The sequence below is a fragment of the Chryseolinea lacunae genome, assembly GCF_016735595.1.
Lineage (GTDB): Bacteria > Bacteroidota > Bacteroidia > Cytophagales > Cyclobacteriaceae > Chryseolinea > Chryseolinea lacunae.
The window spans coordinates 245,974-271,020 of the sequence record NZ_JAERRB010000002.1 but is presented as its reverse complement, the minus strand read 5'-3'; the positions used below and the strand labels follow the sequence as shown (position 1 = coordinate 271,020).

The window sequence follows — 25,047 nt, the reverse complement described above, 5'->3', positions numbered from 1 at the left end:
CTCGTTAACGTGTATGGCCTGAAAAGGGAATTAACAAAACACAACCATGAAAGAACAACTCGACGGCACCGATTTATTCTACGCCAAAGATCAGGAGGCCTGGCGCCGGTGGCTGCATAAAAATCATGCAAAAAAGAAATCGGTGTGGCTGGTGAATTATAAACCTTCCAGCGGGAAACCTCGCATAAGCCATTCGCATGCTGTGGACGAAGCGTTGTGTTATGGGTGGATCGACAGCAAGAAGGTTATTCTGGACGAACTCAGAACGGTTCAGTTTTTCAGTCAGCGAAAACCGAAGGGAAATTGGAGCGCGGTCAATAAAAAGAAGGTGGCGGTGCTTGTGAAAGAAAATCGTATGCAGCCTGCCGGGCTGGCCGTGATCAATGTCGCAAAGAAGAATGGCGCCTGGACGGCCATGGACGATGTGGAGAAGCTCATTGTGCCCAAAGATTTGGCGGCGGCTTTGACGGCAAACCCGGAGGCGCGGGCACACTTTTCAAAATTTCCGCCATCGTCAAAAAAAATCATTCTGTATTGGGTTCACTCCGCGAAGCAGGCCGCTACGCGTGAAAAACGAATCGCTGAAACGGTGGCGCTGGCGGCAAAGAACATTCGGGCCAATCATTATGTTCAGCCAAAGAAAACGATTAAGTCCTAGACGGTGGAGAACCACATTGTGAATGCGCTCAAAATTCTCCGCGCACGTCTTCTCGAACGCGACGAAACTTCAAAGAATTTCTGGGCCGTCACCGTGGATTGAAACGACAATAGCATTGGGCAAATCGATCCAATTCAAAATTTTCACCCAAAATATCCCCCACACGCCACCTTGCCTTTAAGATACCAATTGGTATCTTTGCAAAATGCGCGATCCGGAAGCAACACGTGACAAAATCCTGAAAAAATCAGGGATACTCTTTAACACCAAGGGCTACAAGGCCACGTCCATCAGCGAGATCACCGACGCCACGGGGTTCACCAAAGGGGCCATTTACCGGCATTTCAAAAGCAAGGAAGAGTTGGAAAAGGAGTCGCTGTTTCAGCTCTCCACCATCATGATGGAAGAACTTCGCCGCCGCATCAAGGAAGAACTCACGGCAACCGACAAACTTCTGGCCGTGCTTCGCTATTTTGAATCCTACATCAGCAAACCCGTAGTGAAAGGCGGTTGCCCGCTCATGAATGCCGCCATCGAGGCCGACGACGCCCATCCCGTGCTGCGCAAAACGGCGCTGAAGATCCTCGACATTCTTCACCAGTCGCTGGTGACCATTCTCGACAATGGCATCCGCTACAAACAACTGAAACCCGACCTCGACAAAGACCACTTTGCCACGGTGGTGATCGCCTCCCTGGAAGGCGCCATCATGATGAGCAAACTGCGAAACAACAACGTAGACATCCGGCGCGTCATGAAGCATCTTGAAAATCAATTGAACGACCTGAGACTCTAAAAAAAAATTTACTCCACTAGATACCAATTGGTATCTTAAAACACCTTGCGTATGAAAACCCTCCTCACCAAAACCCTCGGACTCTATCTGAACTTTCTGGCCTGGATTCATCCCCGCACCGCGGGACGCCAGGGCTTCCTGCTGTTTTGCAGACCTTTCCGCACACCCATCACCGGAAAACAGCAAACGTTTTTCGACACGGCGCAACGTTCCACCATCACCAGCGAAGGCACGGCCATTCAGGTCTACCGCTGGGGACACGGCGAAAAGAAAGTGGTGTTTTTTCACGGCTGGCAGAGCCACACATTCCGCTGGAAGCCCTATGTGGAAGCGTTTCCCAAAGATGTATACACAGTCTATTCTATTGACGCACCTGGTCATGGTCTTTCAAAAGGCAACTTTCTTTCCGTGCCGGTCTACAGCACGCTGATTCAGAATTTTATTCAGCAAATTGGCGGCGCGCATGCTGTGGTGGGACATTCGCTGGGAAGCTTTTCATTGCTCTACACCTTCTTCATCAACCCGCGTCTGCAGGCAGATCAGGTTGTGCTGATGGCGCCGCCGGGCGAAGCCACCGACTTCATGCATTTCTTTCGCGACACGCTAAAGCTTTCAGACCGGGCCATGCGTCACATCACCCAATATTTTGAAGACGCCTACCAGGTTCCGCCATCCTTCTTCTCCACACAGAAATTTGCGGCCTCGCTGCAACGCGACGGGCTCATCATCCACGATCAGGAAGATGCCGAAGCGCCCTATCACTATTCACAAAAGATCAACGAAGCCTGGAAGGGATCAACACTCCTGTCTACGCAGGGTTTTGGTCACAACCTCCGCTCATTGTCAGTGGTGGAAGCAGTGTTCCGTTTTGTGCATGAATCTGCGGTTGAAGAGAAGCAAAGCCAGGTGATGTTGTGATGGCGATGTGATCCAGACTTAGGCTGGTCCGTAGGTAGCACAGGCCGCACGTGAACCGGGGCAATTGAAAACCCGTTCGCTGCCCGTAATCGCGCCCGTCTCTTGTCACCTAAAAGATGCTTCGAAAACGCTTTCGCCTGCGCCGTCGTCTTTGTAAGTTTAGGGAAATGCTAAACACTATGATAACGAATCGGGGGCCGGTGGTTGTGATTGACGATGACAGGGATGATCAGGAGCTGTTTCTGGAGGTATTGACTCACTTTGGGCTGAAAGATTTTATCCGTCAGTTCGAGGACTGTCCCAGTGCACTCCACTATCTGGAAACCACGCCGGAACGTCCGTTCCTTATTCTTTGCGACATCAACCTGCCCGGCATGAACGGCCTGGAGTTCAGAAAGCGTCTCAACAAAAATGATTTTCTGCGCATGAAAAGCATACCGTTTGTTTTTCTTTCCACGGCTGCCGTACAGGCGCAGGTGCAGGAAGCATACGAACTCACCGTGCAGGGATTCTTTATTAAACAAAATTCCATGGCTGCCATGCAGGATGTTTTCAAGCGGCTGCTGGACTATTGGAAAGACTGCGTGCATCCGAACTCATTTTAGGCAACGGCCCTGCGTTGTCTAACCCAACCCTGCAACCCGTTCAACCCAACCGGTCTTCTATGACGTGGACAAACGACTTTACGAAACAACTTGGCATCGAATTTCCCATCGTGCAGGCGCCGATGCTGGGCGTGACTTCGCCACAGATGGTGGCCCAACTGAGCAATGCCGGCGCGTTGGGATCGCTTCCCGTGGGTGGGCTTTCGCCAGACAAAACACTGGCCCTGATCCGCCAAACCAAAACGCTCACCCGCAAGCCGTTTGCCGTGAACTTGTTTGCCAACACACTTCCAACGCCAAGAGCCGCTCAAGCGTCCCAGATGCGTGAGTTCTTGACGACTCTCGCACGCAACCACAACCTGGCTGCCCCAACCGCCGACGCGCTTGACACACCTATGTATTCGTATGCCGATCAGCTCGACATTCTCGTCAGTGAAAAAATTTCCGTGATCAGTTTCACCTTCGGCATACCGGACGACGCGAGTTTAAAAACATTGAAGTCGACTGGCGCTGTGCTGATCGGCACCGCCACCAGTTTTCGCGAAGCCGCCGTGCTCCAGGAGAAAGGTGTCGACATGATCACGGCCCAGGGAATTGAAGCCGGTGGTCACCGCGGAAGTTTCCTCGACGACGAGCCTTTGCCGCAGGTGGGATTGATTTCACTGGTGTCTGAAATTGTGCATCGCCTGCCACGACCGGTGCTGGCGGCCGGTGGCATCCACGATGGCAAAACCATTCGCGCCGCGTTGATGCTGGGCGCGCAGGCTGTACAGATCGGAACCGCCTTCATTGCCTGTACGGAAAGCATTGCCATACCTTCCTATAAGTCGGCAGTGATGAACGCAACCGGCACCGACACCGCGCTGACCCGCGCCTTCACCGGGCGATGGGCCCGCGGCATACGCAACGCGTTTATGAACGAAGTCGAAAACTCGGGCATCGCCCCGCTCCCCTATCCGCTGCAAGCAAGTCTTAACGCAGCACTCCGCGCCTCAGCCCAACAACGCGACGATAAAGAATTCACCAACCTGTGGGCCGGACAATCGACCGTGAACGTGCAGGCAAAACCTGCTGTGGAAATTTTGCAACAGCTCATTCAAGAAGCGGAAGCGGTTTGACCGCTGTAGCATTTTTATCCGGCCATCCCAAGCCTGCACATTGCGGCATCAGAATTTATACTGCACGGTGACCCCTCCAAAGTGAATATCTTTGCCTGTACCCACGTCTTTCAAAAAGTGTCCCGCGTTGAAAAACGTATATTCTCCTTTCAACGTCAACGCACCTGAAGGTGCATACTGAATTTCGGTGGTGATTTGCTGACCGATGAGACGTGCCGATGAGTGCCGGCCGGAGTAGATCAATTCCATGTTGGGTGCATAGATGCCATCGTCGGGGCTTTGTCGCCAGAAGCGATCATAGTCCGTAGTCAACGTTAGTTGTTTGTAGGTGATGGCCAACGAAGGGTGAATGTCGACGAGGTTGGCGGGGCCGATCAGCGCGGCAAGTCCAAAGTAGGCGCCGCGCGGGAACAAGGGGTTGAATGTTTGCAGGCGCGCATCGCCGTTTGTTTTGTCGCCACTGATGAGTTCCGATTTTAAACCAAGCTCGGGTTGCAGAAACGCATCGTTCCATTTATAGCCCATGTTAACGGACGCGGTCCAGGCACGAATGGTTTTGCCTTGCAGGTCGCCAAACTGAAAGAGCCCTTCCCCATCATAGCGCCAACCGCGCTGCTGACCCGACACGCGTGTGCCTATGGAATGACGTGTTTCCTTTCCCTGTCCATCGTCGAACCGAGCGGTTAGTTTTTGCAAACCCAGATAATACACTTCAACATTTTGCAGCACGGAGAACTTCGCCAGTGCAACGTAGATGCCCCAAAGTTTCGCCTTGCCCGAGGGATCGTCGTCAAATATATTCTTCCGTGCATACACATAGTCACCATAAAGCACATCCAGCTTCCGGCGCCGCGCCGCGACAACAACTTTCACAGCATCAAACGCCTGACGGTTGTTGGGCAACTCACGCACCGAGATGAGCCGCTGCGATCCATACGACATCTCTTGTCTGCCCGCCCGAACAATGAACGATGCCGTTGATATTTTTCCCGTATAGTCCGCAAAGGCCTGATGCACATCCAGCGGGTTTTCATCCACAGGCGACGTGTCGGGTTTTCCGTTTGCGCCGCTGGCTTGTAGTTGGATGAATGCGCGGAAATTTTTCGTGAGGTGAACATCGGCATGCGCGAGAAAGCGTGTCAGCGAATAGCCATCGGCATCGTCGGGTTCATCACCCCAGGCGCCGTTAGCAATCATGAAATACTGATAACGAACTTCACCGCCAAAAGAAAGGTATCCGCCGTACATATTCAGCGGAGTGTATTTCAATCTTTTATAGGCGCTTTGGGTCGTGTCGTCTTTCAACGCTGTGTAATCTTCATCGTAGCGCATTGATTTGAATTGCGCCTGCACAACCATTGACATCGTCAGCAAAAGACATAGCAGGCCCGGTTGCTTTCTTCTCATCAGAATTTTAAAACGTGAGACAGATCCAAACACTAAACATGCTCCGAAAAGCACTGGTGATAGTGGTGTAGCGAAGAACCGTTTTCATACTATTTCTGATACCCGCCATAATACTTCACCGGACTCCACGCGGGCACCACCGGAAGTTTGGCCGGCGCCAGCTTTTCAAACTCGGCACTGCCCCATACAATTTTTCCATCCACCACTGTCAACAGCGAAGTGATGGTCTTCACGTCTTCGTCGCTCACGGCGAAATAGTCCTTATCCAGCACAATAACGTCCGCCAGATAGCCGGTCTTAATTTTTCCTTTCGTGCCGCCCTCGCGAATGAGGTTGTAGCCGCCGGTGGTGTAGAGCTTCAGCGCGGCAGTTCTGTCCAACACGTTTTCAGGAGCCATGACCTGCACACCGCCAAGTGTCTTACCGGTAGTGGCCCAATAGAGCGACATCCACGGGTTGTAGGATGCCACACGCGTTCCGTCGGTTCCTAACCCAACCGGTATGCCGAGTGCAAGCATCTTTTTGATGGGCGGCGCCGACAAGGCCGCGGCTTTTCCATAGCGATGAATAAAGCTCTCGCCCTGATAGGCCATGCGATGTTGAACGGCAACGCCACCCCCCAACGCTTTGATGCGCGCCAGGTTTTCGTCGCTCACCGTTTCGGCATGATCGAAAAACCACAGCAATCCATTGAGCGGGGTTTCCTTGTTCACAGCCTCGATGATGGCGAGGTCGCGGCTGATGCTTTCGTTATAGGTGGCGTGCAAGCGGAATGGCCAACGGTTTTTCACCAGCAGCGCAAGCACAGCTTTCAGATTGGTTTCCAGCGACGCCGGCAGTTCGGGCCGGGGAAAAAGAAAGTTTTCAAAGTCGGCAGCATCCATCACTAAATTTTCGCCGCCCCCCTCTACACGATAGTCAACTTCGTTGATGGTGTTTGATATGGGATGTTGGACATCTACCAGGCTGATCCACTTTGTGAAATCGTTTAGCTCCGTTCCTTTTTTTTGTGCGAAGAGGAAATACGGAAGCCGCACTGTGATTTTTCCGGCGCGGTTCAACGAATCGGTGATCGCGTAGTCGTCGGGAAAATTCTGAAAGCCACCGCCGGCATCCATCACGGCCGTGACCCCCAGGCGATTCAGTTCGGTCATGTATTGAAGCGTGGAGTTTATTTTTTCTGCTGGCGTCAGTTCGGGAAGTTTCGCCAGGGTGGAGTACAGAATGAAGGCATTGGGCTCGGCCACCAGCAGGCCGGTAGGAACACCGTTGCTATCCTTCTCAATAAGACCTCCGGGTGGATTTGGCGTTTCGCCGGTGATGTTCAGTTTTTGAATTCCCGCCTTGTTCAGCCAGGCTTTGCCATAGAGATAGAGAATGAACGTGGGCACATTGCCGGTGGCTTCGTTTATTTCGTCCAGTGTTGCCAGACGTTTTTCCTCAAACTGATATTCGTTCCAGCCGCCCACCACACGCACCCATTGGCCTTCGGGTGTGCGCGCTGCTTGCTCGCGAAGCATGGCCAGCGCCTTCTTCAGCGACGACACGCCATCCCAACGCAGCTCGGTGTTGTAGAACCGCCCGCCGCGAATCACGTGCAGGTGACTGTCGAACAAGCCGGGCACCACGGTTTTGCCATGCGCATCGATCACGTTGGTTTTTGCCCCTTTCCATTTCTGAATTTCCTTGTTGTTGCCGACCGCCACAATTCTGTTTTTCGAAATGGCAAGGGCTTCTGCGTGAGGAGCCGCGTCGTCGAGTGTTGTCACGTTGGCGTTCAGCAGAATGATGTCTGCCTTTTGTTGTGCGACAACGTCTTCAAAAGAAAGGGCCAGCGCAATTGCCAGCAAGGCTTGTAGTTTCATTTATGTTTTGATTTTAGTATTCGCAAACCATACGCTACAAACCTATCGCATGGCATCACATCCAACAATGGCGAAACAACACACCATCATGGTTAAGTCAACACATTCGGTGTTTCTTGTAAGGAAGATTGGGGAGACACTTCGAAATTGAAATTGCGTTTGGTTACAAAACCATTTGAGGCTTTGTATGAATACCAGAAAAAGCTGTATTAATCACAACTGATGGAAGATCTTACAAGAATCAATATCCCAAAAGGCCAGATAAAAATATGATGCCCCTGAAGCGACCCGTGTTCGGCATTCCGGCATCAGGGATATTTTTTAAGTTGAAGGTCCACGCGGGGCACACGGCTTTCAATGTTGGTGCGGTCCTTCTCAAACCATGGAGGCAACTTCAAGGCTTCACCCAGGTGATCTTTGTCTTCATCTTTTGTGAAGCCCTGATCGGCGGTAGCCACCTCGAACAACACACCACCGGGTTCGCGGAAATAGATCGACTGAAAATACTGACGGTCCAGCACCGGTGTGGGGTTCAGCATGCGATTCACCACTTTCTCCCGAACCGCCAGCTGGCTTTTTGCATCGGCTGTGCTGAAGGCGATGTGATGCACCGTGCCACTTCCTCCGCGACCCTTCAGACTATCGGGCGAGCAGAGAATGTCGATGAAGTTGCCGGCCTTGTTTTGTGCAGCGAAACGGAATCGATTGCCACGTTCTGCGATCAGCACGTGGTCTAACTGTTCGGTGAGCAACGAGGCTGTGCGCTCAAATCCCTCTTCCCAGATTTCAACATTGTAAAAGCCGCGAATGGAATGTTCGAGGGGAATGCTGCCATAGGTAAAGCCCGTGCGCAGATCGCCTTCGTTAAACACTAGCTCAAGCCCCAGGCCATCGGGATCTTCGAGATACACAACCACTTCGTTTTGAAAGCGTTCTTGTGGATCTTTGAACGCGATGCCGTATTTTTTCAGGCGCTCTGTCCAATAGCCAAGCGAACCATAGGGTACCGAAAACGTGGTGGTGTTCAGGAAGCCCGTGCCATGCCGGCCTTTGATCAATCCGCTATAGGGAAAAAATGTGATGATGGTGCCGGGATGTCCCAGCTCGTCGCCATAGTAGAAGTGATAGACCTCGGGGGCGTCGAAGTTTACCGTCTTCTTCACCAGCCGGATACCCAATATGCCCGTATAAAATTCGATGTTGCGTTGTGCGTCCGAAGCCAGTGCCGTGACGTGGTGAATGCCTGTAATCAGTTTGTCCATCTTGACGAGAGTTAAGTAGTTTTTATTTCCATTTCGTCCGGCTTCAGAACCATGACGACCAACAGCAACATGGCAGGTAGCAGGCAGGAAAGCAATCCGATTTTCGACACCACCAGTGCCGCGCAAATTGCGCCCGCCAGAAATCCCAACAAGGCCACGCCAAATTTACGCACGCTTTCTACCGGCGCCACGCCTTCGCGCAGTTTTGTTTTCACGAGCAGCCACGGCACCATGTCCATGGAGAATTGAGCCATGTTGCCGGTCATCACCGTGGTAGGAACATAACGTGGCAAGTGTGTTTTCATATAGGTGTTCTGCACGCTCATGGCCAGCACGCCCACCGTGCCGGTCAACAGAATTGGCAACGTTTCCAGCACGCGGTGACTTGCGCCTTCAAAGAAAAACCCCATACCTGAAATTGCAACGATGAGTAAAGTCTGAACCAGGAGCAAAGGCCTTAGCGACGACTTCACGGTTTTGCTCATCAGCGCGTCCATTGAAAATGTGATGACCACGCCTACGATAAAGATCGGCAGCATGAGAAATCGTGTCCACACTTCGGCTTTCTTCTCGGCGATGAGCAGTGCACCTGCAAGCACCAGGTTGCCCGTGATGTGAGCCGTGAAAATTCCGGACAGCACGATGAAGCCCGCCGTGTCGACAAAACCGGAAACGAAGCTGAGCAGAAAAGAAACGACTCTGGGTTTCATCAAGAAAAAGTCTCCGCCTTTTTTTGACGGAGACTATAAGGTAAGGCATTTCGCGAGGCTGAGAAATATGAAGAATGAAAAAAGTTGTTTTGTACGACAAAATCAGGATTTCATCCAACACCCGTTTTCAAGATGACATACGCCCGGGTGCTTGATGTTGTCGTTGTCAACAAATTCCTTTCAAACATATTTCAGCCAACGAACCTCGGGGCGACTGGCTTTGTATGCCGCATACTTCGTGCAAAGCCAATACAGAATGGGAACATCAATGGCCCACACCAGATACAGCAAGGGCAAACCCCAGCGCTCGGTTTCAGGAATATTCACAAAGGGCGCCGTGGCATACCAATCCTGGTGAATCGTTCCGCTGAGCAGAAGGTTCACTACAAATGCGGAGAGGTGTATGAGCAGGATGTGCAGCAGATAAAAAAACATCGGCACGCGTCCTACAATCTTCAGGGCATTCGCAAGCGCGCCCGACGCACGTTCTGCCCACGGCATGAGCGCGATGAGTGGCCCGAGTGTCATGAGCAGGTAGAGTTGTGACGGTGGATACTTTTGCTGGCCCAGCAACCTGAACAAAAATGGTGTTGCATCATCGGTCGCGGGACGCATCAAAACATCCAATGTGCCGGCGATCAGAAAAAGAACAATGGCGCCGATGCCCACGCGCAGACAAACTTTACGAAATGCTGCCGGATCTTTTTGCAACAACTTGCCAAAACCAAAGCCCGCCATCATCACGCCAATCCATGGAATGACTACATAAAAAACGCTGAAGCCAAACGGCTTGGCCATGCCTGCCGTGTTCGACAGCTTGCCCGCGCCCGCCACGCCGTCGGGAGAAGCCGGATAAAAAAATCCCCACACCTTGTCCACCGACTCCTGCATTGACTCCGGAAACAACTGCGGCACAAAGTGAAACGCCTGCTGCGCAAAGATGATGACAAGCCCGGCCAGGCCGAGTGCCGTGGGCGACAACCGTATGAGCGGCGCCATCAGCACCATGCACCACCCCAACATCCAGATGACCCCGGTGAACGTGAAGACGCCGTAATCGAAATTGAACATCCAGAAAAAGCGAATAACGGTGAGCTCCAGCGCCACCAGCAACAGGCCGCGCGTCAGCAAAAACGTTGACACCTCGTTTTTACTTCCCGTCTTTTTCAAATACAAAAAAGCGCTGGTGCCTGCAAAGAACACAAAAGCGGGCGCGCAATAGTGCGTGATCCAGCGCGTAAAAAAAACACCCGCCGTCGGGCCACCTGCGGGTATGCCCGAATAGACCCGCACATGGTCTATGGCCATGATGATCATGACGGCACCCCGCAAGAGGTCTACCGATTGAATGCGAAAAAATCCGGCGTTGGTTTTCAGAGAGGGTTCCATGATTTTGCGTTTGTGTTTTGGATGGGCTCCTTATTTAAAAATACAATTATTCTACGGTGTGTCATATGCCCCAGGCTGTTTCCGGAAGGGAACGATGCAACAACCGGTGGTGCCAATCAAACGTGCTTGCCGCTGTCTATAGCAGAAATTTTTTTGAACACGGTGCTACCGGCGTTGTCACAAAGTTTCAATCGTGCAACGTCCCCTTCCCGAAAGCCAGGCGCATGTCAGGCGGCGGTGGTAGGGTCCATAATGCTACGCACTTCGGTGACGTTGTCGGCGGGGAATCCACCTCTACGCGCGTGCTCCAAAACCGACTCGCGGTCGGGAGCGATGTGAACGCAATACAGTTTGTTGTCGGTAACGAATGTTTGAATCCAGTGGTAGGACACGTCCAGGTTGTCTACTACCTCGCACGATTTGCGGGCGATGGCTTTCAGTTCGGCGGGGGTGAGTTTGCCGGCTCCCGGCAGGTCACGTTCGATGATGAATTTTTTCATACAGGATAAAATTGTGTTTTATTGTCCTGCAAAATTCAGCGCCTGGCCGTGCTCCGTCGCCAGAGGAATCCCCTATTTATTGACCATCCCTTCCCTATTTTAAGATGCCAAGCTTGCGGGCTTCCACCACCGCTTTGGCGCGCGAGTTCACTTCCAGCTTCGACAGGATGGCCGAAATGTGATGGTCGACGGTTTTGGGTGAGATAAACAATCGGTCGGCGATCTCTTTGTTGGGCGAGCCCTTCTCCAAAAGGTTCAGGATCTCTACCTGACGGCCCGTGAGCAACGCGGGATTGCTTCGGGTGCTTTCGCGCGGGCCGCGGGGGATGTTGCGCAAGCCTTGTTCCTTCAGCTTTGTCTTCAGTTTGTCGCGGGTGGCGGTGGCGCCCAGTTCATCCAGCAGTTGCAGTCCTTCGCGTTGGTGTTTTTCGTCGCCTTCCATCAGTGCAAGGGCTTGTTCATAGACACATCCGGATTGTTTCCATTCGTCGGCGGCTTCTTTCCAAAGGCCTTCCACTTCGAGGCGGAGTGGGCCTTTGAACGTCACGTCTTTATTTTCAGGAAGGGGCACGCCGCTTTTCCGCAACCAGTATATCCAGGAGGAGTAGTGCCACGATTTATTTTTCTGAGCAAAGAACGAGTCTTCGACTTTTTTAACATCGTTGAGCGGCAATGCGTCGCCGCTGATCCAGCACAGCTCCAGAATGGCCGACAACACCGGCACCACGCGTTGTGCTTCGTCCGTAAGCCAGGCGATGCGTTTCCCGTTTTCCAGCAGCACACGCGCTTCATCGAACGCGCCCTGCCGGATCTTCAACCGCGCGCGGGTCACGAGGGCACCGATCTGTACGATGGGTGGATGGAATGGGTTGCTCAGTAAAGACGAGGTTAACGCATCAGACTCGGCCCAGTCGCCGGTGTCGAGCAGCATCTTCACACGCTCGCTTTGCATGTAGTCGATCCACGATTTCAAATCGCGGGCTTCGCAATATTTAATGCCTTCATCAAACACCTGCGCTGCCTTCTTATGTTGACGCGACAACACAAACGTGTAGGACAAATTGGTGTAGGCCCGGGCCGCGTGTTCATGAAAGCCGTGTTGCAAAGCCAGCGCGAGGCTCTCCGACAATTTGGCTTCGCCCTCGGCTTCGGCATCGAACTTCATCAGCACACACCCCACGTTGTTGAGGGCATGCGACAAAACTTCGGGATCGTTCATGCGCGTGGCCAGCGCGATGGCTTTGTTGCCCCACAGCAACGTTTCCTCCGGATCGTCGGCGAGCATGCTCAGCTGGGCCATGTTGCTATAGGCCAGGGCGCGTTCGCGTGTAGGATAGCCGTTATCAAGAACCTCTATGGCTTCGCGCGCCAGTTTCACAGATTGTGCGCGGTTGCCGGCAAACCACCACAGGCGCGATAGAAAACGAAGGGTGTCGCCCACCTTCAGAATCACCTTGCGTTCTCGCCAAAGTTCAAGCACCCGCTCCTGCGAAGCCACGGCGGCGGTCATTTGACCGGTGAGGTAACATTCGTAGGCATGGTTCTCGTAGAGCTCCACCAGTTGTGGCGACTGCGCATCGGTGTGTTCGATGGCAGCGAGATATAACGTTGAGGCTTCGAGGTGCGCGCCCAGCACCGCGGCTTCTTTGGCGGCCTGCGGCGCAATGCGGGCCACAGCTTCGGAGTCGTCGGCAAAGCGCGCGTGATGCACAACCTGCGACAGGTTGTTGAACTCCACCGGGCAATCCAGCATCAGCTTCAGCATGCGGCGGTGAAGACTTCGACGGCGATAGGGCGACATCGATTCTTCAATGGCCAGGCGATAAAGCTCATGCTTAAACGACAGGTAGTTTCCTTTATTAACCAGCACACCCGATTGGATACATTCGTCAATGCCGTTTGGAAATTCCTCTTCCACCAACGCAGCCTTGTTAAATTCAACACGCGAAGGCATGATGGATAAAAATTCCCATAACGCACGGGTGGTTTCGTCTTTCGAAAAAAACACCGTGAGTATGGAATCTTTCACGCGCTCCGGAATGCCGGGGCTATAGCTGGCCAGAACCTCCGTTACATAAAACGGGTTGCCGCCCGTGAGCGCATATACATCGTGGCCGGAAGCATACCCTTTTGCCAACGCCAGTTGGTCGACCGCTTCGCGCGAGAGGCGTTGCACCAACTGCTTGGTGAATGTTGGGGCAGGCAGCTCGCCAAAAAATTTTTTAAGGGCAAGACGATTGCTGGCTTCATCGTCGCGCAGCGTGAGCACAAAGAGGCACCTGAATTTAGTGATGCGGCGGGCGAGAAATTTAATAAAGTCCAGCGTGGCTTCGTCGGCCCAATGGATGTCTTCCATCACCAGCACTACGGGCGTGGTGGCCGCCGTGAGCTCCTGCACAAACGCCGTGAAGATGAGCGCGCGGTCCTTTTCATTTCGAAGCAAATCCAGAAAGTGTTGTCCAATCTGCACGCCCATGTCGTAGAGCGGCCCGAGGGGACGTGGCGTGAACAACGAATCGCACGCTCCGGAATAGACCACAACCTGTCCGGAAAGGCTTTGCAGAAAATGATTCACAAGCGACGTCTTTCCCACACCGGCTTCGCCCGCCAGAAACACCGTGTGGCCTTCGCCTTTTGTTACGGTGTTGTAGCGATCGGCCAATATATCGAGATACGCTGTGCGCTCCACTAATTCCATACGCAAGAGAGGGTTTTCAAAAAAGCAAAATAGGGAATCCGAAATTCTAAAACAGGGAAAATCACTGACCAAAGACTCCACCGGCCGATCTTCCTTTGCACTAGTTAATAACTAAATCTCAAAAAATGAAAAACACAACCCTCGTTTTCCTCTCCCTGATTTCCGTGTTGACAGCATGCGACACGAAAGTGAATGAACCCGACACCACCCAGGATCGCCGCCTCTACATTGACGTGCACGATCTCGAACCCGGCAAAGTGACCTTGCAAGATGTGGCCGGTGCGCATCAAAAAGATCTGGCTACGCAAGGCAAATACGGCGTGAGCTTCCTCAAGTATTGGGTCGACGAAGCCAAAGGCAAAGTTTATTGCCTCTCCGAATCGCCCAGCGACTCGGCCATCTATCGCACACACCAGGAAGCGCACGGTCTCGTGCCCGACCTCATTGCCGCAGTGAGCGATGGCGAAGAAGCCCCGCTGCATCCACAAACACCGCTCTACTTCGACGTGCACTACCTCGGCGCTGGCAACGTGACGGCTAAGGCCGTCGCCGATGCGCACGTGAAAGATCTGGCTGTGCAGGAGAAATACAAAACCAGCTTCATCAACTATTGGGTAGATGAAAAACGTGGCATCGTGATGTGCCTGGCCGAAGCACCCGACTCGGCAGCCATGGTGGCCACGCATAAAGAAGCACACGGTCTGATTCCCCAGGAAGTGCACAGCGTGCAGCAAGGGAATTAATAAATAGATTCAAGAACTGTCTCTCTAGCTCGGGACTGCGTCAGGCGGATGCAGTCCCTGCTTTTTTTGTAAGGGTTCTCCTTGGATGAAAACCATGTGTCTTTGCTGACGGAATTTTTAAGTACAAAAAAAGTCTCCGGTTAGTGCGGAGACTTTAGGTTTTCAGAAAGAAAATTGTTGTTCCCTACGGTACACTGATTGTGCCTGCATCCGTTACGGTGCCAAGCGTTACGCTCACACCGATTTTTTCGGTCGGTGCATAGCCGGTCTTCGGACTTACTTTCACGGTGTAGGTTCCCGGGTCCAACGCGCGCAACAGGAATCGTCCGGAGGCGTCGGTGTAGGCGGTGGCCAGCGTGTCGCCGGTGGTGCTCACGGCAAACACAGCCGGTGCAGCATCCAGGGGCAACACAATGCCTTTGATCGCACCACTGGTAGCTTCACTCAGTGCACGGATCACGGGCTTCAGGTTGAAGCCCCCGTTCCCTTTTGCCACAATGGAACGCGCAGCATCAAAGTCAAGCGTGATGGCATAGGTGATTCCGGGTTTGAGGTCGGCGTTCACCTTCAATTTTAATCCCGACGTTTGCGCACTGGGTGTTTTCAGAAATGTGACCACGCCGTTTGTTTTCACACTGTTGTTGTCACCGAGGATAAGCCGAATCTGTGATACGTGACCGGCGGGTAGTTCTGTTGCGCCAAGCAATGTGTCGAGACCATTGGTGAGCTCCAGCACATTATAGATGCCTGGATTGATTGACAATGTTCTCCATCCCGATTCCAAATCACCTTCGTCACTATGTATCTCAATCGAACGGACATCGATGTTCACTTCTTCATAGTCACCCGGTGCATCGGTTAGCCGGATCTCAAGTTTGGCATTGGCCGTGTCGTCGCTGCTACAGGCAAAAAGCCACAGCGACAGTGTTATGATACTTAGAAAAGTTTTCATGAGACTTAGCGTTAGTTGTTGGTTAATGAAATTCCGTCCTGGAAAGTGACCTGGGCTGGGCCGTTATCGCAGGAGACTCAATGTCATGTTCCTAAAACCACAGAACGGACCAGTGTGTTCTGGCATTCAAAGTGCCAGCAGGCATTTCGTCGTATATGCTATTTCTTCTTTTTTTGTTGACCGGGTGCATATGGCTTGGCCGACTGGCTGCCGGTTGCTTTTTTCACCTGCCCGGGAGGCGCTTTCTTTTGCGATGCCGGTTTTTGCGAAACGGGGCCAACAACTGCGGTGGAGCAGGCTGTAGCAAAAATGAGAAGGGCAATGCAGGCAATGTTTCGAATACTTCGCATGTATGTGGTTATGTTCTAGCTCATAAAGCACATAGATTGAGGTTTACCCCCAAAGGCGGAACATACAATTCTACGATTTTCCCGGTCAACGGTTCTTTTGAACCGTAAAGGAAATCATGCTATCGAAAATGAATAAATGCTATTCTTAACGCTTCACGTCCACCCCACCAATAATCACCTGATTGATCTTCCGCATGTTCCGAATGTCGTCCAGTGGATTGGCGTCCACAATCACAAAATCTGCCCAATGCCCTTTCGACAGTGTGCCCAGATTTTTCAGGCCCAGCGATTCGGCTGCGTTCTTTGTGGCCGACACAATGATCTGCATGGGTGTGAGACCGGCGTCGGCCATCATCTCCATTTCCAGGTGTTCGAAGTAGCCGATGAAACGCGTTGGCACGCCACTGTCGGTGCCAAACACGATGGGCACACCCTGGTCGCAAAGGGTTTTGAGATTGGCTTTGGCCACAGGCAATTGCTGCCGGTAGGTGATCGCGCCTTTGCTTGTCTTCACTTGCTGCTGGCGGGCAGGGTCAAGCAGGGGACGGATAATGGCGGTGTCGTAGGCGCGTGTAAAAAACGGATCTTTAAAAAATGCGGCGGTGTCGCCATATACATAGGTGGAAAGTTCGCGGGTCAAGGTTGGACAATAGCACACGTTTTTGCTTTTGATCAGCGAAACAAACGCATCGTCCACAGGTTGGTCGCGCACGCTGTGGGCCAGCATGTCGGTGCCGGCGTCAATCAGCTTGCGTGCGTCGTCGAGATAGTAGAGGTGCGTGGCTACTTTATAACCAAGCTCATGCGCGCGGGCGATGGCGGCGCGATAAATTTCTTCCGGCATCTTGGGCGATGTGCCCAGGTTGTCGTCTACACGGATCTTTATGATGTCGACGCCCAGGTGGCGGTTGCTGTCCACCACGGCGCGGGCATCGGCGGGTGTGTTGCCGTGAATGATGTCACCGGCAATGAACAGGCGTGCATGTTGTGTGGTGGCGGTGTCGTTCGCGGCGCGAAGCGGTTCGGCTTCGGCTTTGTCTCCGCCCAGGCTCACCACGGTGGTGATGCCATAGTGAGCATACAACTTCAGGTTGTCAATAATGTTTTCGCTGGAATAGTGTCCGCCTTCAATACCTTTTGCATCGCCCACATGACCGTGGCCGTTGATGAAACCGGGCACGATTGTTTTGCCAGTCACATCGTGCACGATGGCGTGCTCCGGAATCGCCACATTTTCTTTTGTGCCCACGGCCACCACATGGCCTTCACGCACAAGCAGCACACCGTTTTCAACAGGTGCCGCGCCGCTGCCATCGATGATGGTGGCGCCGGTGTAGGCCGTAAACGATTCGCCTTCGGGGCCGCGACTTTTGCAGGCGAGGGCAAGCACAAAAAGAAGGGGGAGAATTTTCTGGATGTTCATTCCTGAAAATAAACACTTTCCCACCGACAGGGTTAAAATATTAGTGATCCGGTTGTGGCAAATGATCTGCGGTTAAACTGCCGCGCGCACAAATTGCGTAACTTCATCGTACCTGACGCATCCACCCCCCGAAGTTGACGCTATAACACACGAAGGTCATCGCGGGCATCCCGTATTTTTGAAGTGCGCTGCGGGCTTCGCAGAGATGTGACGATGTCGCCGGGGCGCTTAAAAAAATTCGCTTACCAAAATTCAATGTCATGACAAACACAAAAAAACGTTTCGCCAGCGGTCTGTGGTTTGATTCACAGGCCGAAGAAGCTGCACGATTCTATACCACCCTGTTCCCACAGTCGGGCATAGGCGTCATCACACGCTACGGCAAGGAGGGATACGAAATTCACAAACAACCCGAAGGCAAAGTGATGACCGTCACGTTCACGCTCAGCGGACATGAGTTCATGGCCACCAATGGCGGCCCACTGTTCAAATTCAATCCATCCATCTCCTACTATGTGGTAGCCGAAACCGAGGCGGAAGTAAACACGCTGTGGGAAGCTTTATCCAAAGACGGCCAGGTGCTGATGCCGTTGAACAAATACGATTGGAGCGAGAAGTATGGCTGGACCAGCGATCGCTACGGACTGTCGTGGCAAATCACGCTGGGCAAAGTAAGCGAGGTAGGACAGAAGATCACACCGCTGTATATGTTTGTGCAAAACGCGTTTGGTCGCGCCGAAGAAGCGATCAGGTTCTACACATCTATTTTCAAAAATTCGTCCATCGACGCGTTGCATAAATATCCGGCCGGACCCAACATGCCCGAAGGCAAAGTGATGCACGCGCGTTTCAAACTCGGAGGCGAAACGTTCATGGCCATGGATGGCGCAGGCAATCACGCCTTCTCATTCAACGAAGCTATCTCTACGATTGTGAACTGCGCCACACAGGATGAGATTGATTATTACTGGAACAAACTCACGGCCGACGGTGGCCAGGAAAGCCATTGCGGCTGGTTGAAAGACAAGTTTGGTGTGTGGTGGGAAGTGGTGCCCGTGCAATTGGGCGACATGCTCACCAACCCCGACAAGAACAAAACCGAACGCGTGGTAGAAGCTTTTCTAAAAATGAAGAAATTCAACATCGCCACCTTGGAAGAGGCGTTTGCCGGCTAAGCAATCGATTAGGCATTAGAAGTCGTTATGGATCTGAGCCTGCAGACCATAACGATTTTTTTTTGCGATCAAAAATAACTCGATAAAGACCACCGGTTGTCTCACACGTCCAGTTCAATGTGCACCGACGTTCCTTCGCCGGGGCGGGAGTTCACATCCCAGGTGCCTTTCAGGAATTTGATGCGGTGGCGGATGTTGGCCCATCCCATGCCTTCCGACGTCTTCAGCGTGTCGTTGTCGAACCCGATGCCGTTGTCTTCCACCGTGACGGTGACGCGACGGCCCACCTTGCTCACCTGCACCAGGGCGGTGGTGGCCGATGCGTGTTTCATGGTGTTGTGAATGAGCTCCTGCACCACGCGATAGAGTGTGATGGACGTGGTCTGGTCCAACACAGCACCTTCCATGCCGATGGACTGATAGGTCACTTTCAGGGCACCACTTTGGTCGATGTCGTTGCAGAAATCCAGCAGGGCAGTGTCCAGCCCAAACCGGATGAGGGCTTCGGGCATCATGTTGTGGGCCACGCGCCGCATTTCTTTGATGGAGCTGTCCAGCATGTCGATGCTGCGCTCGAAGGCCTGTTGATTTTCAGGCGTCATGATCAGGTTTCCTTTCATGGTATTCAATGCATATTTAATTCCACTCAACATACCGCCCAGGCCATCGTGCAGATCCTGCGCCAAACGCGTGCGCTCACGTTCTTCACCTTTCAGCACGGCTTCGGTGGCCATCAGTTGTTTTTCGGTTTCCAGTTCGTTGATGCGCTGCTGCTGAAGACGCTGACGTTGTTTATAGCCCCGGAAGGTGAGAAAGAAAATCGCCGCCAGCGTAACGGCACCCCCCACCAGCACATAGTTGATGATATTCTTCTTTTGAATGGTGAGCTGTTGCAGTTCTTTGTCGGTGGTGAGCTGTTTGATCTGCAAGTCACGTTTTTCGGCTTCGTATTTTTTCTCCAGGTCAGAGGCGTAGCGTTTGTTCTGTTCGCTGGAAAGCGAATCCTGAAAACCCCGGTATTCCAGATACGACTCGTAGGCTTTTTTATACTGCCCCGACTCGGCATAGTTCCGCGACAGATAATCGTGCGCGACCGTCCATTGATCGGGCTCTTCGTTTTCTTTGAGCGTGGCCAGCAGTGCCTGGAGCTTCTGCTCGGCTTCCCCATACTTTTTTCGCAACGACAGAATGCGCGCCAACTGCAGTTCCGTTTGCACAATGTTGAACCGGCTGTTGTATTGATGCCCCAGCACATTGCCCTCGCGAAAGTGAGCCTCAGCCTTGTCGAGGTGCGACGTGAGGGAGTCCTGTCCGAAAAGATTCATATACATGAGCCCACCCACCAGGTGATAGCTTACCATCACAGCAAAATCGTCTACGGGCACGTAGCTCATCGCACACGAATCAAGATAAAGTTTGGCCTGCTTGTAGTCGTTCATCTGATTCAAGGCATACATCACAAACACATACGACTTAAAAAGATCGTCCTTGCGTTTGAGCTTGCGTGCAATGATCAATGCCTTCTTTGTGTAGGCATACATGGTTTCATATTCGGCAATGTCCTTATAGTACATCGCTATGTTCAGGTAGGCATTCAGCACACTTCGTTGGTGGTCCGCCTTTTCAAAAATGGCGACGGCTTTCATCATGTATTCAATAAACTTCTTGAAATCGCCCTGATAGCGGTAAGCAGTGCCAAGGGTGTGTATTACCTGCCCGCGGCGAAATTCTGTGTCAGGATCCTTTGAGCGATCCAGAAAATATAACGCGCTGTCGAGCACAGCAATGACTCTTTTATAGTCTCCCCGCGCCGACAGGGGAAATGACATGTTGAGGTAGATGCGCCCCGTCTCCAGCATCAACCCGGCGCGCCGGCCCACCGTCGCGGCCGCGCGGTAGGACTTCATGCTTTCGGCCGTGTCAAGACCTTCATACTGCACACCCATGCGCATGAGCGTGAGTGCACGGTCTTTGTCCGAAAGATTCTGACGCAAAGCCTGGCGTAGACTGTCGAGGGCGTGTTGCTGGCCCGATGCCGACGTGGCAACACACAGCAAGGCAAGCGTGGCATAAAGGAATAGCGCTTTCATTCAATAGTCGATTGGTCCACGGAGGAAGTACACAAAGTAATGCACCGCGCACGACAGTGGTCCTCCTGTTTTTCCATGATTTTATCAGGCAAACCAAAATCTCCTGTTTTTACAGGATAGCAATGTCCCACGCGCGGCGGGATATTTACATCGATAATACCACTTGTTGGTGAAGTTATTCTAACACAACTACAAAAATTATGAAAACGCTCCCTCCTTTTCGTGTCGTGGTGTTGCTTGCCCTGGTCATGCCGTTGCTTTGGCTGTCGTGCCGCGACAACGACAACCCTTCACCCCAAAGCAGCGAACCGGTCGTTACCGAACCGGGAACTCCCCTTGGCGACAAAGTGAGTGGCTCCATCGGCACCACCGGTGGCACCTTGCAATCGGCCGATGGAAAACTGAAGATCACCATTCCCGCCGGTGCCTTGTCGGCCAACACCACGGTGTCTGTTCAACCCATCAGCAACACTGCACCGCTTGGGTTGGGCCATGGATACAGGCTTGAGCCCGAAGGCACCACCTTTGCAAAACCTGTCACGCTCACCTTCACGTACACAGACGATGTTCTGAATGGCAACCTCTCGGACTTCCTCTGGATTGTGACGCAAGGTACCGACGGTGGCTGGAACGCCGCGTTGAAAAGTGTTGTCGACGATGCTGCGCACACCGTGACCGTTGAAGCACCACACTTCAGCGACTGGGCGCTGGGCACTTTTGTGGGATTGTCGCTCACGCCAACATCGTCAACCTTGCTTGTGGGCAAAAGCCTTGCACTGAGCATCACCGGCTTCTCGGCCGACAAAGCCGATGAAGAAGATGAACTGGTGCCCCTGTCCGTGATCAATAGCGACCTCGACGCCCTGACACCGCTCACCCCAATCCCGCCGCTGGAGTCGCGATTGCAGGAGTTTAAAATCAAAAGCTGGACACTCAACGGCACCACAGCGCCCGTTTCCAACAGCAACGGATCACTGACGGCAGAGGGCAAAAATGCTACCTACACAGCGCCGAACAAAAAACCATCTGTCAATCCTGTGGCCGTGTCGGTGCAACTGCAAGGCAGCAACAAGGAAGGCAAGTCTGTTGCTTACATGCTCAACTCCAACATCAGCATCGTGAGCTCCGACTACTACCTGCTGGTGACCATCGACGGTGTGGCCTATGAATATTATCAATATGGCTTCAACGGCACCATACCTCCCGACCCGGAGAATTTCTCCATCGCCAACTGCGGTCGTGACGACGGCGAACTCACCCTCGGGGGCGGCAGCTACACCCAAAGCGGACAACACATCACGAACGCCTTCGCGCTCACCATCGCGCATCCCAAAGAAGGCGACATCAGCCTGGGCTGCATCCACAACGACGATGACAACAACGACGATGACGACGTTGAATTTATTCCCGGCGAACAAATGTTGTCATACACCCTCAGTTATGTGCAGCGCGAGAAAATAAAAGATGCTTGTGACATCACATACAAATGCGCGTCGTTCGAGGTGACGATAGGAGAATATAGCGGGGCCGCCATGAGCGATGTGACGGGAATATTTTCAGGAACGCTCTACGAAGATCTGTTAACAAACGCCAACGACTGCAAGTCGCCCAAAGAGCACAACGTGCGGGGCGAGTTCAGGCTGGTGGTCGTGAACTAAAGCGAATTGCTATTTGGATTATTGAACTATGTTTAGGTTGGTTTGCAGGTTGTCTTTGTCGGGCAGCCTGCTTTTTTTTCAGCTGTTTCCAAACCGGCTCAGCGTTTCGCGCGACACCCCGAGGTAGGATGCAATGAGCGCTTTGGGCACGCGTTGAAAGAGCGCGGGGTAATGTTCGAGCAAGTGCGCGTGGCGCGTCTGCGCGTTGTCGTTCATGAGCGACAACACCCGCTGTTGCAGGGCGATGTAGCCCGACATGGTTTTCACGCGGAAGAAATGCTCCATCTTATGAACCTTGTCGCAAAGTTTTTTCTTGTTGCCAAACGAAAGGCTCAGCAGATCGGATTCCTCCAGACAGTCGATATTGAACGTGGCGCGCGCCTGATTCACAAACGCCTGATAGTCGGATATCCACCAGTCTTCCAGGGCAAACTGAATGATATGTTCCTTGCCGTCGGCATTGGCGAAGAATGACTTCAACAAGCCTTTCACCACAAAATATTCATGATCCACAAACTCACCTTGCTGCACAGCATATTGGTGACGCTTCAGCTTTTTGTGCACGAAGTGTTCCATCACAATATCAAATTCATCGTCGGTCAGGCTGACAATTTTTTCGATGTGGGCGCGAAACATTTCCCTCATGGGGCTTTGCTGGTTTGAGAGAACGGAAGATGTGATCTGCATCACACAAAAGTAGTGATCTACATCATTATGGGCCGGGATGATGCGCGCTAATTTTGACAAAAATTATGCAAATGAAGCACACATCAATTCTGGCATCTGCCCTGCTGCTGGCCCTGGCCTGGTTGGGACATACACAATCAACCTCCAACACAATGTCATCAAAAGTGAAAACCTCCACAAAAGTATTGTTTGTTGTCACCTCCGCCAGCGAGGTGAAAACCAACGGAAAAAAAACCGGCCTCTGGCTGGAAGAATTCACCACACCCTACTACGCCCTGACCGATGAAGGCTTCGAGGTGGTTATCGCATCGCCTGCCGGTGGAAAAGCACCCATCGATCCGAAGAGCACCGCACCGGCCTACGTGACACCGTCGGTGACACGCTTCTTCGACGACCGCTCCGCGCAAGATCAACTTGACCACACGCGCACCCTAAGTGATGTTCGCGCTGAAGACTACGCCGCCATTTTCTATCCCGGTGGTCACGGCCCCATGTGGGATCTTCCGGACAATGCGTTGTCCATTCGTTTGCTCGAAACATTCCATCGCGCAGGCAAACCCGTAGCGCTGGTATGCCATGCACCGGCCGCATTAAAAAATGTGAAGGCACAAAACGGCGAACCGCTCGTGAAAGGAAAACAAGTGACGGGCTATACCAACAGCGAAGAACGCGCCGGCCAATCGACCGATGTTGTGCCGTTCCTGCTGGAAGACATGCTGAAAGAAAAAGGTGCACACTATGTTCACGCCGACGACTGGCAACCTTTTGTGGTGACCGACGGCACGCTGATCACCGGTCAGAATCCGGCGTCTGCCCATGCCGTTGCAAGCAAGCTCTCAGAAATTCTGAAGACCGTTTCCACGGCAAAGAAGTAGAACTTAGCACCGTTCGCCACGTGGTGTCAAACGAGCGTTTTTATCAATCCTGATGTGGGGCTGGCTACGCCCCCTGCGTCATCGGATATTATGACCAGAGGCTGTCCCGAAAAGGGGCAGCCTCTTGCTTTTCACACGTATGCAAATGGCGCTCTCTGGCCCTGGAAAGCCATTTTGGGGCTTTTTCTGAAAAAACTTTCCCTGACCCATTCTTTGATTACTTTTGCGTTTTGTTTCCGGACTCACGTCCTGTATTTATACTCATTTATGTTCGATATCTGCTGCATCGGGCACATCACGCTGGACAAGGTGGTGACGCCACAAAAAGAAGTGCACATGGCGGGGGGCACCTCGTTCTATTTTTCAAACGCCATTCGCAACATGGACGTGCGCTACACCCTGGTGACCGCGCTCGGCACCGGCGAGATGCGCTTTGTCGCCGACCTGCGTGCCAAAGGAATTGACGTGCATGCCCTGCCCAGCGCACACACCGTATACTTCGAAAACATCTACGGCAACAACATCGACCATCGCACCCAGAACGTGCTTCAAATTGCCGATCCTTTCACCGTAGAACAGCTGGCCGGCATACAGGCAGAAATCTATCACCTTGGTCCGCTGCTGGCACACGACATGCCCGCAGAACTGATTCAGCAACTGGCGTCGCGCGGCAAAGTGTCGCTTGATGTGCAGGGATTTTTGCGCAAGGTGGAAAACAAAAAAGTGATCGCCATCGACTGGGCCGAGAAGCGCAAGGCGTTGCCCTATGTGCACATCATCAAAGCCAACGAACACGAGATGGAAGCGCTCACCCTTCAGAAAGATCCGCGCAAAGGCGCGCGCATTCTGCACGAGTGGGGTGTGAATGAAGTCATCATCACCCTGGGAAGTCACGGGTCTATCATTCTTCACGAAGGAAAATTCTACGACATCCCCGCGTTTGTTCCGCAGGCCGTTGTGGATGCCACCGGTTGCGGCGACACCTATATGGCGGGCTATCTTTGCAAACGCATTCGCGGCGCAGGCTTTCAGGAAGCCGGCGAATTTGGTGCGGCCATGGCCAGCATCAAGCTCGAATCGTCAGGACCGTTCACCGGTTCCGAAGCGGCCATCGCAGCCCTCATTCAAAACGGAAAAAAAACACTATCGATTCCAGACGCGGTGTAGC

Annotated in this window: 22 protein-coding genes; 10 read left to right on the top strand and 12 right to left on the bottom strand. The window is 52.7% G+C overall.

What is annotated here, in order from left to right:
* Positions 1-46 precede the first annotated feature (46 nt).
* The 5 genes from JI741_RS06940 (at position 47) to JI741_RS06920 (ending at position 4,095) form a co-directional block, all read left to right on the top strand.
* Complete coding sequence (locus JI741_RS06940) at positions 47-658, top strand: YdeI/OmpD-associated family protein (protein ID WP_202008319.1); 612 nt, start codon at positions 47-49, stop codon at positions 656-658.
* Between the two features lie 205 nt (positions 659-863).
* Entirely contained in the window at positions 864-1,454 is a 591-nt protein-coding gene (locus tag JI741_RS06935; RefSeq protein WP_202008318.1) for a TetR/AcrR family transcriptional regulator, read from the top strand.
* 51 nt (positions 1,455-1,505) lie between these two features.
* Positions 1,506-2,372 (top strand): alpha/beta hydrolase, encoded by an 867-nt coding sequence (locus JI741_RS06930; protein WP_202008317.1) that lies wholly within the window; start codon positions 1,506-1,508, stop codon positions 2,370-2,372.
* Between the two features lie 179 nt (positions 2,373-2,551).
* Complete coding sequence (locus JI741_RS06925) at positions 2,552-2,977, top strand: response regulator (RefSeq protein ID WP_236675934.1); 426 nt, start codon at positions 2,552-2,554, stop codon at positions 2,975-2,977.
* The gene (locus JI741_RS06920) at positions 2,944-4,095 is read left to right on the top strand and encodes an NAD(P)H-dependent flavin oxidoreductase (RefSeq protein ID WP_369411729.1); all 1,152 of its coding nucleotides are present in this window, start codon (positions 2,944-2,946) and stop codon (positions 4,093-4,095) included. Before JI741_RS06925 ends, JI741_RS06920 begins: the two co-directional genes overlap by 34 nt.
* Positions 4,096-4,143: 48 nt before the next feature.
* On the opposite strand, the gene JI741_RS06915 is transcribed toward JI741_RS06920, so the two are convergent.
* From JI741_RS06915 to JI741_RS06885, 7 genes are all read right to left on the bottom strand, one after another.
* The gene (locus JI741_RS06915; protein ID WP_236675933.1) at positions 4,144-5,502 is read right to left on the bottom strand and encodes an alginate export family protein; all 1,359 of its coding nucleotides are present in this window, start codon (positions 5,500-5,502) and stop codon (positions 4,144-4,146) included.
* Between the two features lie 89 nt (positions 5,503-5,591).
* A complete protein-coding gene (locus tag JI741_RS06910; RefSeq protein WP_202008315.1) occupies positions 5,592-7,367 on the bottom strand; it encodes an amidohydrolase in 1,776 nt (591 codons plus the stop codon).
* Positions 7,368-7,675: 308 nt separating this feature from the next.
* Positions 7,676-8,629 carry a VOC family protein gene (locus JI741_RS06905; RefSeq protein ID WP_202008314.1) on the bottom strand — a complete coding sequence of 318 codons (954 nt, stop codon included), beginning with the start codon at positions 8,627-8,629 and terminating at the stop codon, positions 7,676-7,678.
* A gap of 11 nt (positions 8,630-8,640) precedes the next feature.
* The gene (locus JI741_RS06900) at positions 8,641-9,339 is read right to left on the bottom strand and encodes a YoaK family protein (protein WP_202008313.1); all 699 of its coding nucleotides are present in this window, start codon (positions 9,337-9,339) and stop codon (positions 8,641-8,643) included.
* Positions 9,340-9,519: 180 nt separating this feature from the next.
* The gene (locus JI741_RS06895; protein WP_202008312.1) at positions 9,520-10,728 is read right to left on the bottom strand and encodes an acetyltransferase domain-containing protein; all 1,209 of its coding nucleotides are present in this window, start codon (positions 10,726-10,728) and stop codon (positions 9,520-9,522) included.
* 227 nt (positions 10,729-10,955) lie between these two features.
* Positions 10,956-11,228, bottom strand: coding sequence for a DUF4242 domain-containing protein (locus JI741_RS06890; RefSeq protein ID WP_202008311.1), 273 nt, complete (start codon positions 11,226-11,228; stop codon positions 10,956-10,958).
* Positions 11,229-11,322: 94 nt separating this feature from the next.
* Positions 11,323-13,926 carry a helix-turn-helix transcriptional regulator gene (locus JI741_RS06885; protein ID WP_202008310.1) on the bottom strand — a complete coding sequence of 868 codons (2,604 nt, stop codon included), beginning with the start codon at positions 13,924-13,926 and terminating at the stop codon, positions 11,323-11,325.
* A gap of 125 nt (positions 13,927-14,051) precedes the next feature.
* On the opposite strand from JI741_RS06885, the gene JI741_RS06880 reads away from it, so the two are divergent.
* The gene (locus JI741_RS06880) at positions 14,052-14,669 is read left to right on the top strand and encodes a DUF4242 domain-containing protein (protein WP_202008309.1); all 618 of its coding nucleotides are present in this window, start codon (positions 14,052-14,054) and stop codon (positions 14,667-14,669) included.
* A 184-nt stretch (positions 14,670-14,853) separates the two neighbouring features.
* On the opposite strand, the gene JI741_RS06875 is transcribed toward JI741_RS06880, so the two are convergent.
* The 3 genes from JI741_RS06875 to JI741_RS06865 all read right to left on the bottom strand — a co-directional run bounded on the left by JI741_RS06875 (position 14,854) and on the right by JI741_RS06865 (position 17,394).
* Positions 14,854-15,621 (bottom strand): DUF4382 domain-containing protein, encoded by a 768-nt coding sequence (locus JI741_RS06875; RefSeq protein WP_236675932.1) that lies wholly within the window; start codon positions 15,619-15,621, stop codon positions 14,854-14,856.
* A 158-nt stretch (positions 15,622-15,779) separates the two neighbouring features.
* A complete protein-coding gene (locus tag JI741_RS06870; protein WP_202008308.1) occupies positions 15,780-15,971 on the bottom strand; it encodes a quinol oxidase subunit 4 in 192 nt (63 codons plus the stop codon).
* 145 nt (positions 15,972-16,116) lie between these two features.
* A complete protein-coding gene (locus JI741_RS06865) occupies positions 16,117-17,394 on the bottom strand; it encodes an amidohydrolase family protein (protein ID WP_202008307.1) in 1,278 nt (425 codons plus the stop codon).
* 260 nt (positions 17,395-17,654) lie between these two features.
* On the opposite strand from JI741_RS06865, the gene JI741_RS06860 reads away from it, so the two are divergent.
* Positions 17,655-18,569 carry a VOC family protein gene (locus tag JI741_RS06860; protein WP_202008306.1) on the top strand — a complete coding sequence of 305 codons (915 nt, stop codon included), beginning with the start codon at positions 17,655-17,657 and terminating at the stop codon, positions 18,567-18,569.
* Between the two features lie 101 nt (positions 18,570-18,670).
* On the opposite strand, the gene JI741_RS06855 is transcribed toward JI741_RS06860, so the two are convergent.
* Positions 18,671-20,659: a tetratricopeptide repeat-containing sensor histidine kinase gene (locus JI741_RS06855; RefSeq protein ID WP_202008305.1), complete on the bottom strand. Its 1,989-nt coding sequence runs from the start codon at positions 20,657-20,659 to the stop codon at positions 18,671-18,673.
* A gap of 200 nt (positions 20,660-20,859) precedes the next feature.
* On the opposite strand from JI741_RS06855, the gene JI741_RS06850 reads away from it, so the two are divergent.
* Positions 20,860-22,317, top strand: a complete 1,458-nt coding sequence (locus JI741_RS06850; RefSeq protein ID WP_202008304.1) for a hypothetical protein — start codon at positions 20,860-20,862, stop codon at positions 22,315-22,317.
* A 78-nt stretch (positions 22,318-22,395) separates the two neighbouring features.
* Here JI741_RS06850 and JI741_RS06845 read toward each other — a convergent pair whose 3' ends face one another.
* The gene (locus JI741_RS06845; protein ID WP_202008303.1) at positions 22,396-22,962 is read right to left on the bottom strand and encodes a Crp/Fnr family transcriptional regulator; all 567 of its coding nucleotides are present in this window, start codon (positions 22,960-22,962) and stop codon (positions 22,396-22,398) included.
* Positions 22,963-23,075: 113 nt separating this feature from the next.
* On the opposite strand from JI741_RS06845, the gene JI741_RS06840 reads away from it, so the two are divergent.
* Together JI741_RS06840 and JI741_RS06835 are read left to right on the top strand one after the other, a co-directional pair.
* Positions 23,076-23,879, top strand: coding sequence for a type 1 glutamine amidotransferase domain-containing protein (locus JI741_RS06840; protein ID WP_202008302.1), 804 nt, complete (start codon positions 23,076-23,078; stop codon positions 23,877-23,879).
* Positions 23,880-24,146: 267 nt separating this feature from the next.
* Positions 24,147-25,046, top strand: a complete 900-nt coding sequence (locus JI741_RS06835; protein WP_202008301.1) for a PfkB family carbohydrate kinase — start codon at positions 24,147-24,149, stop codon at positions 25,044-25,046.
* Position 25,047: the final 1 nt, after the last annotated feature.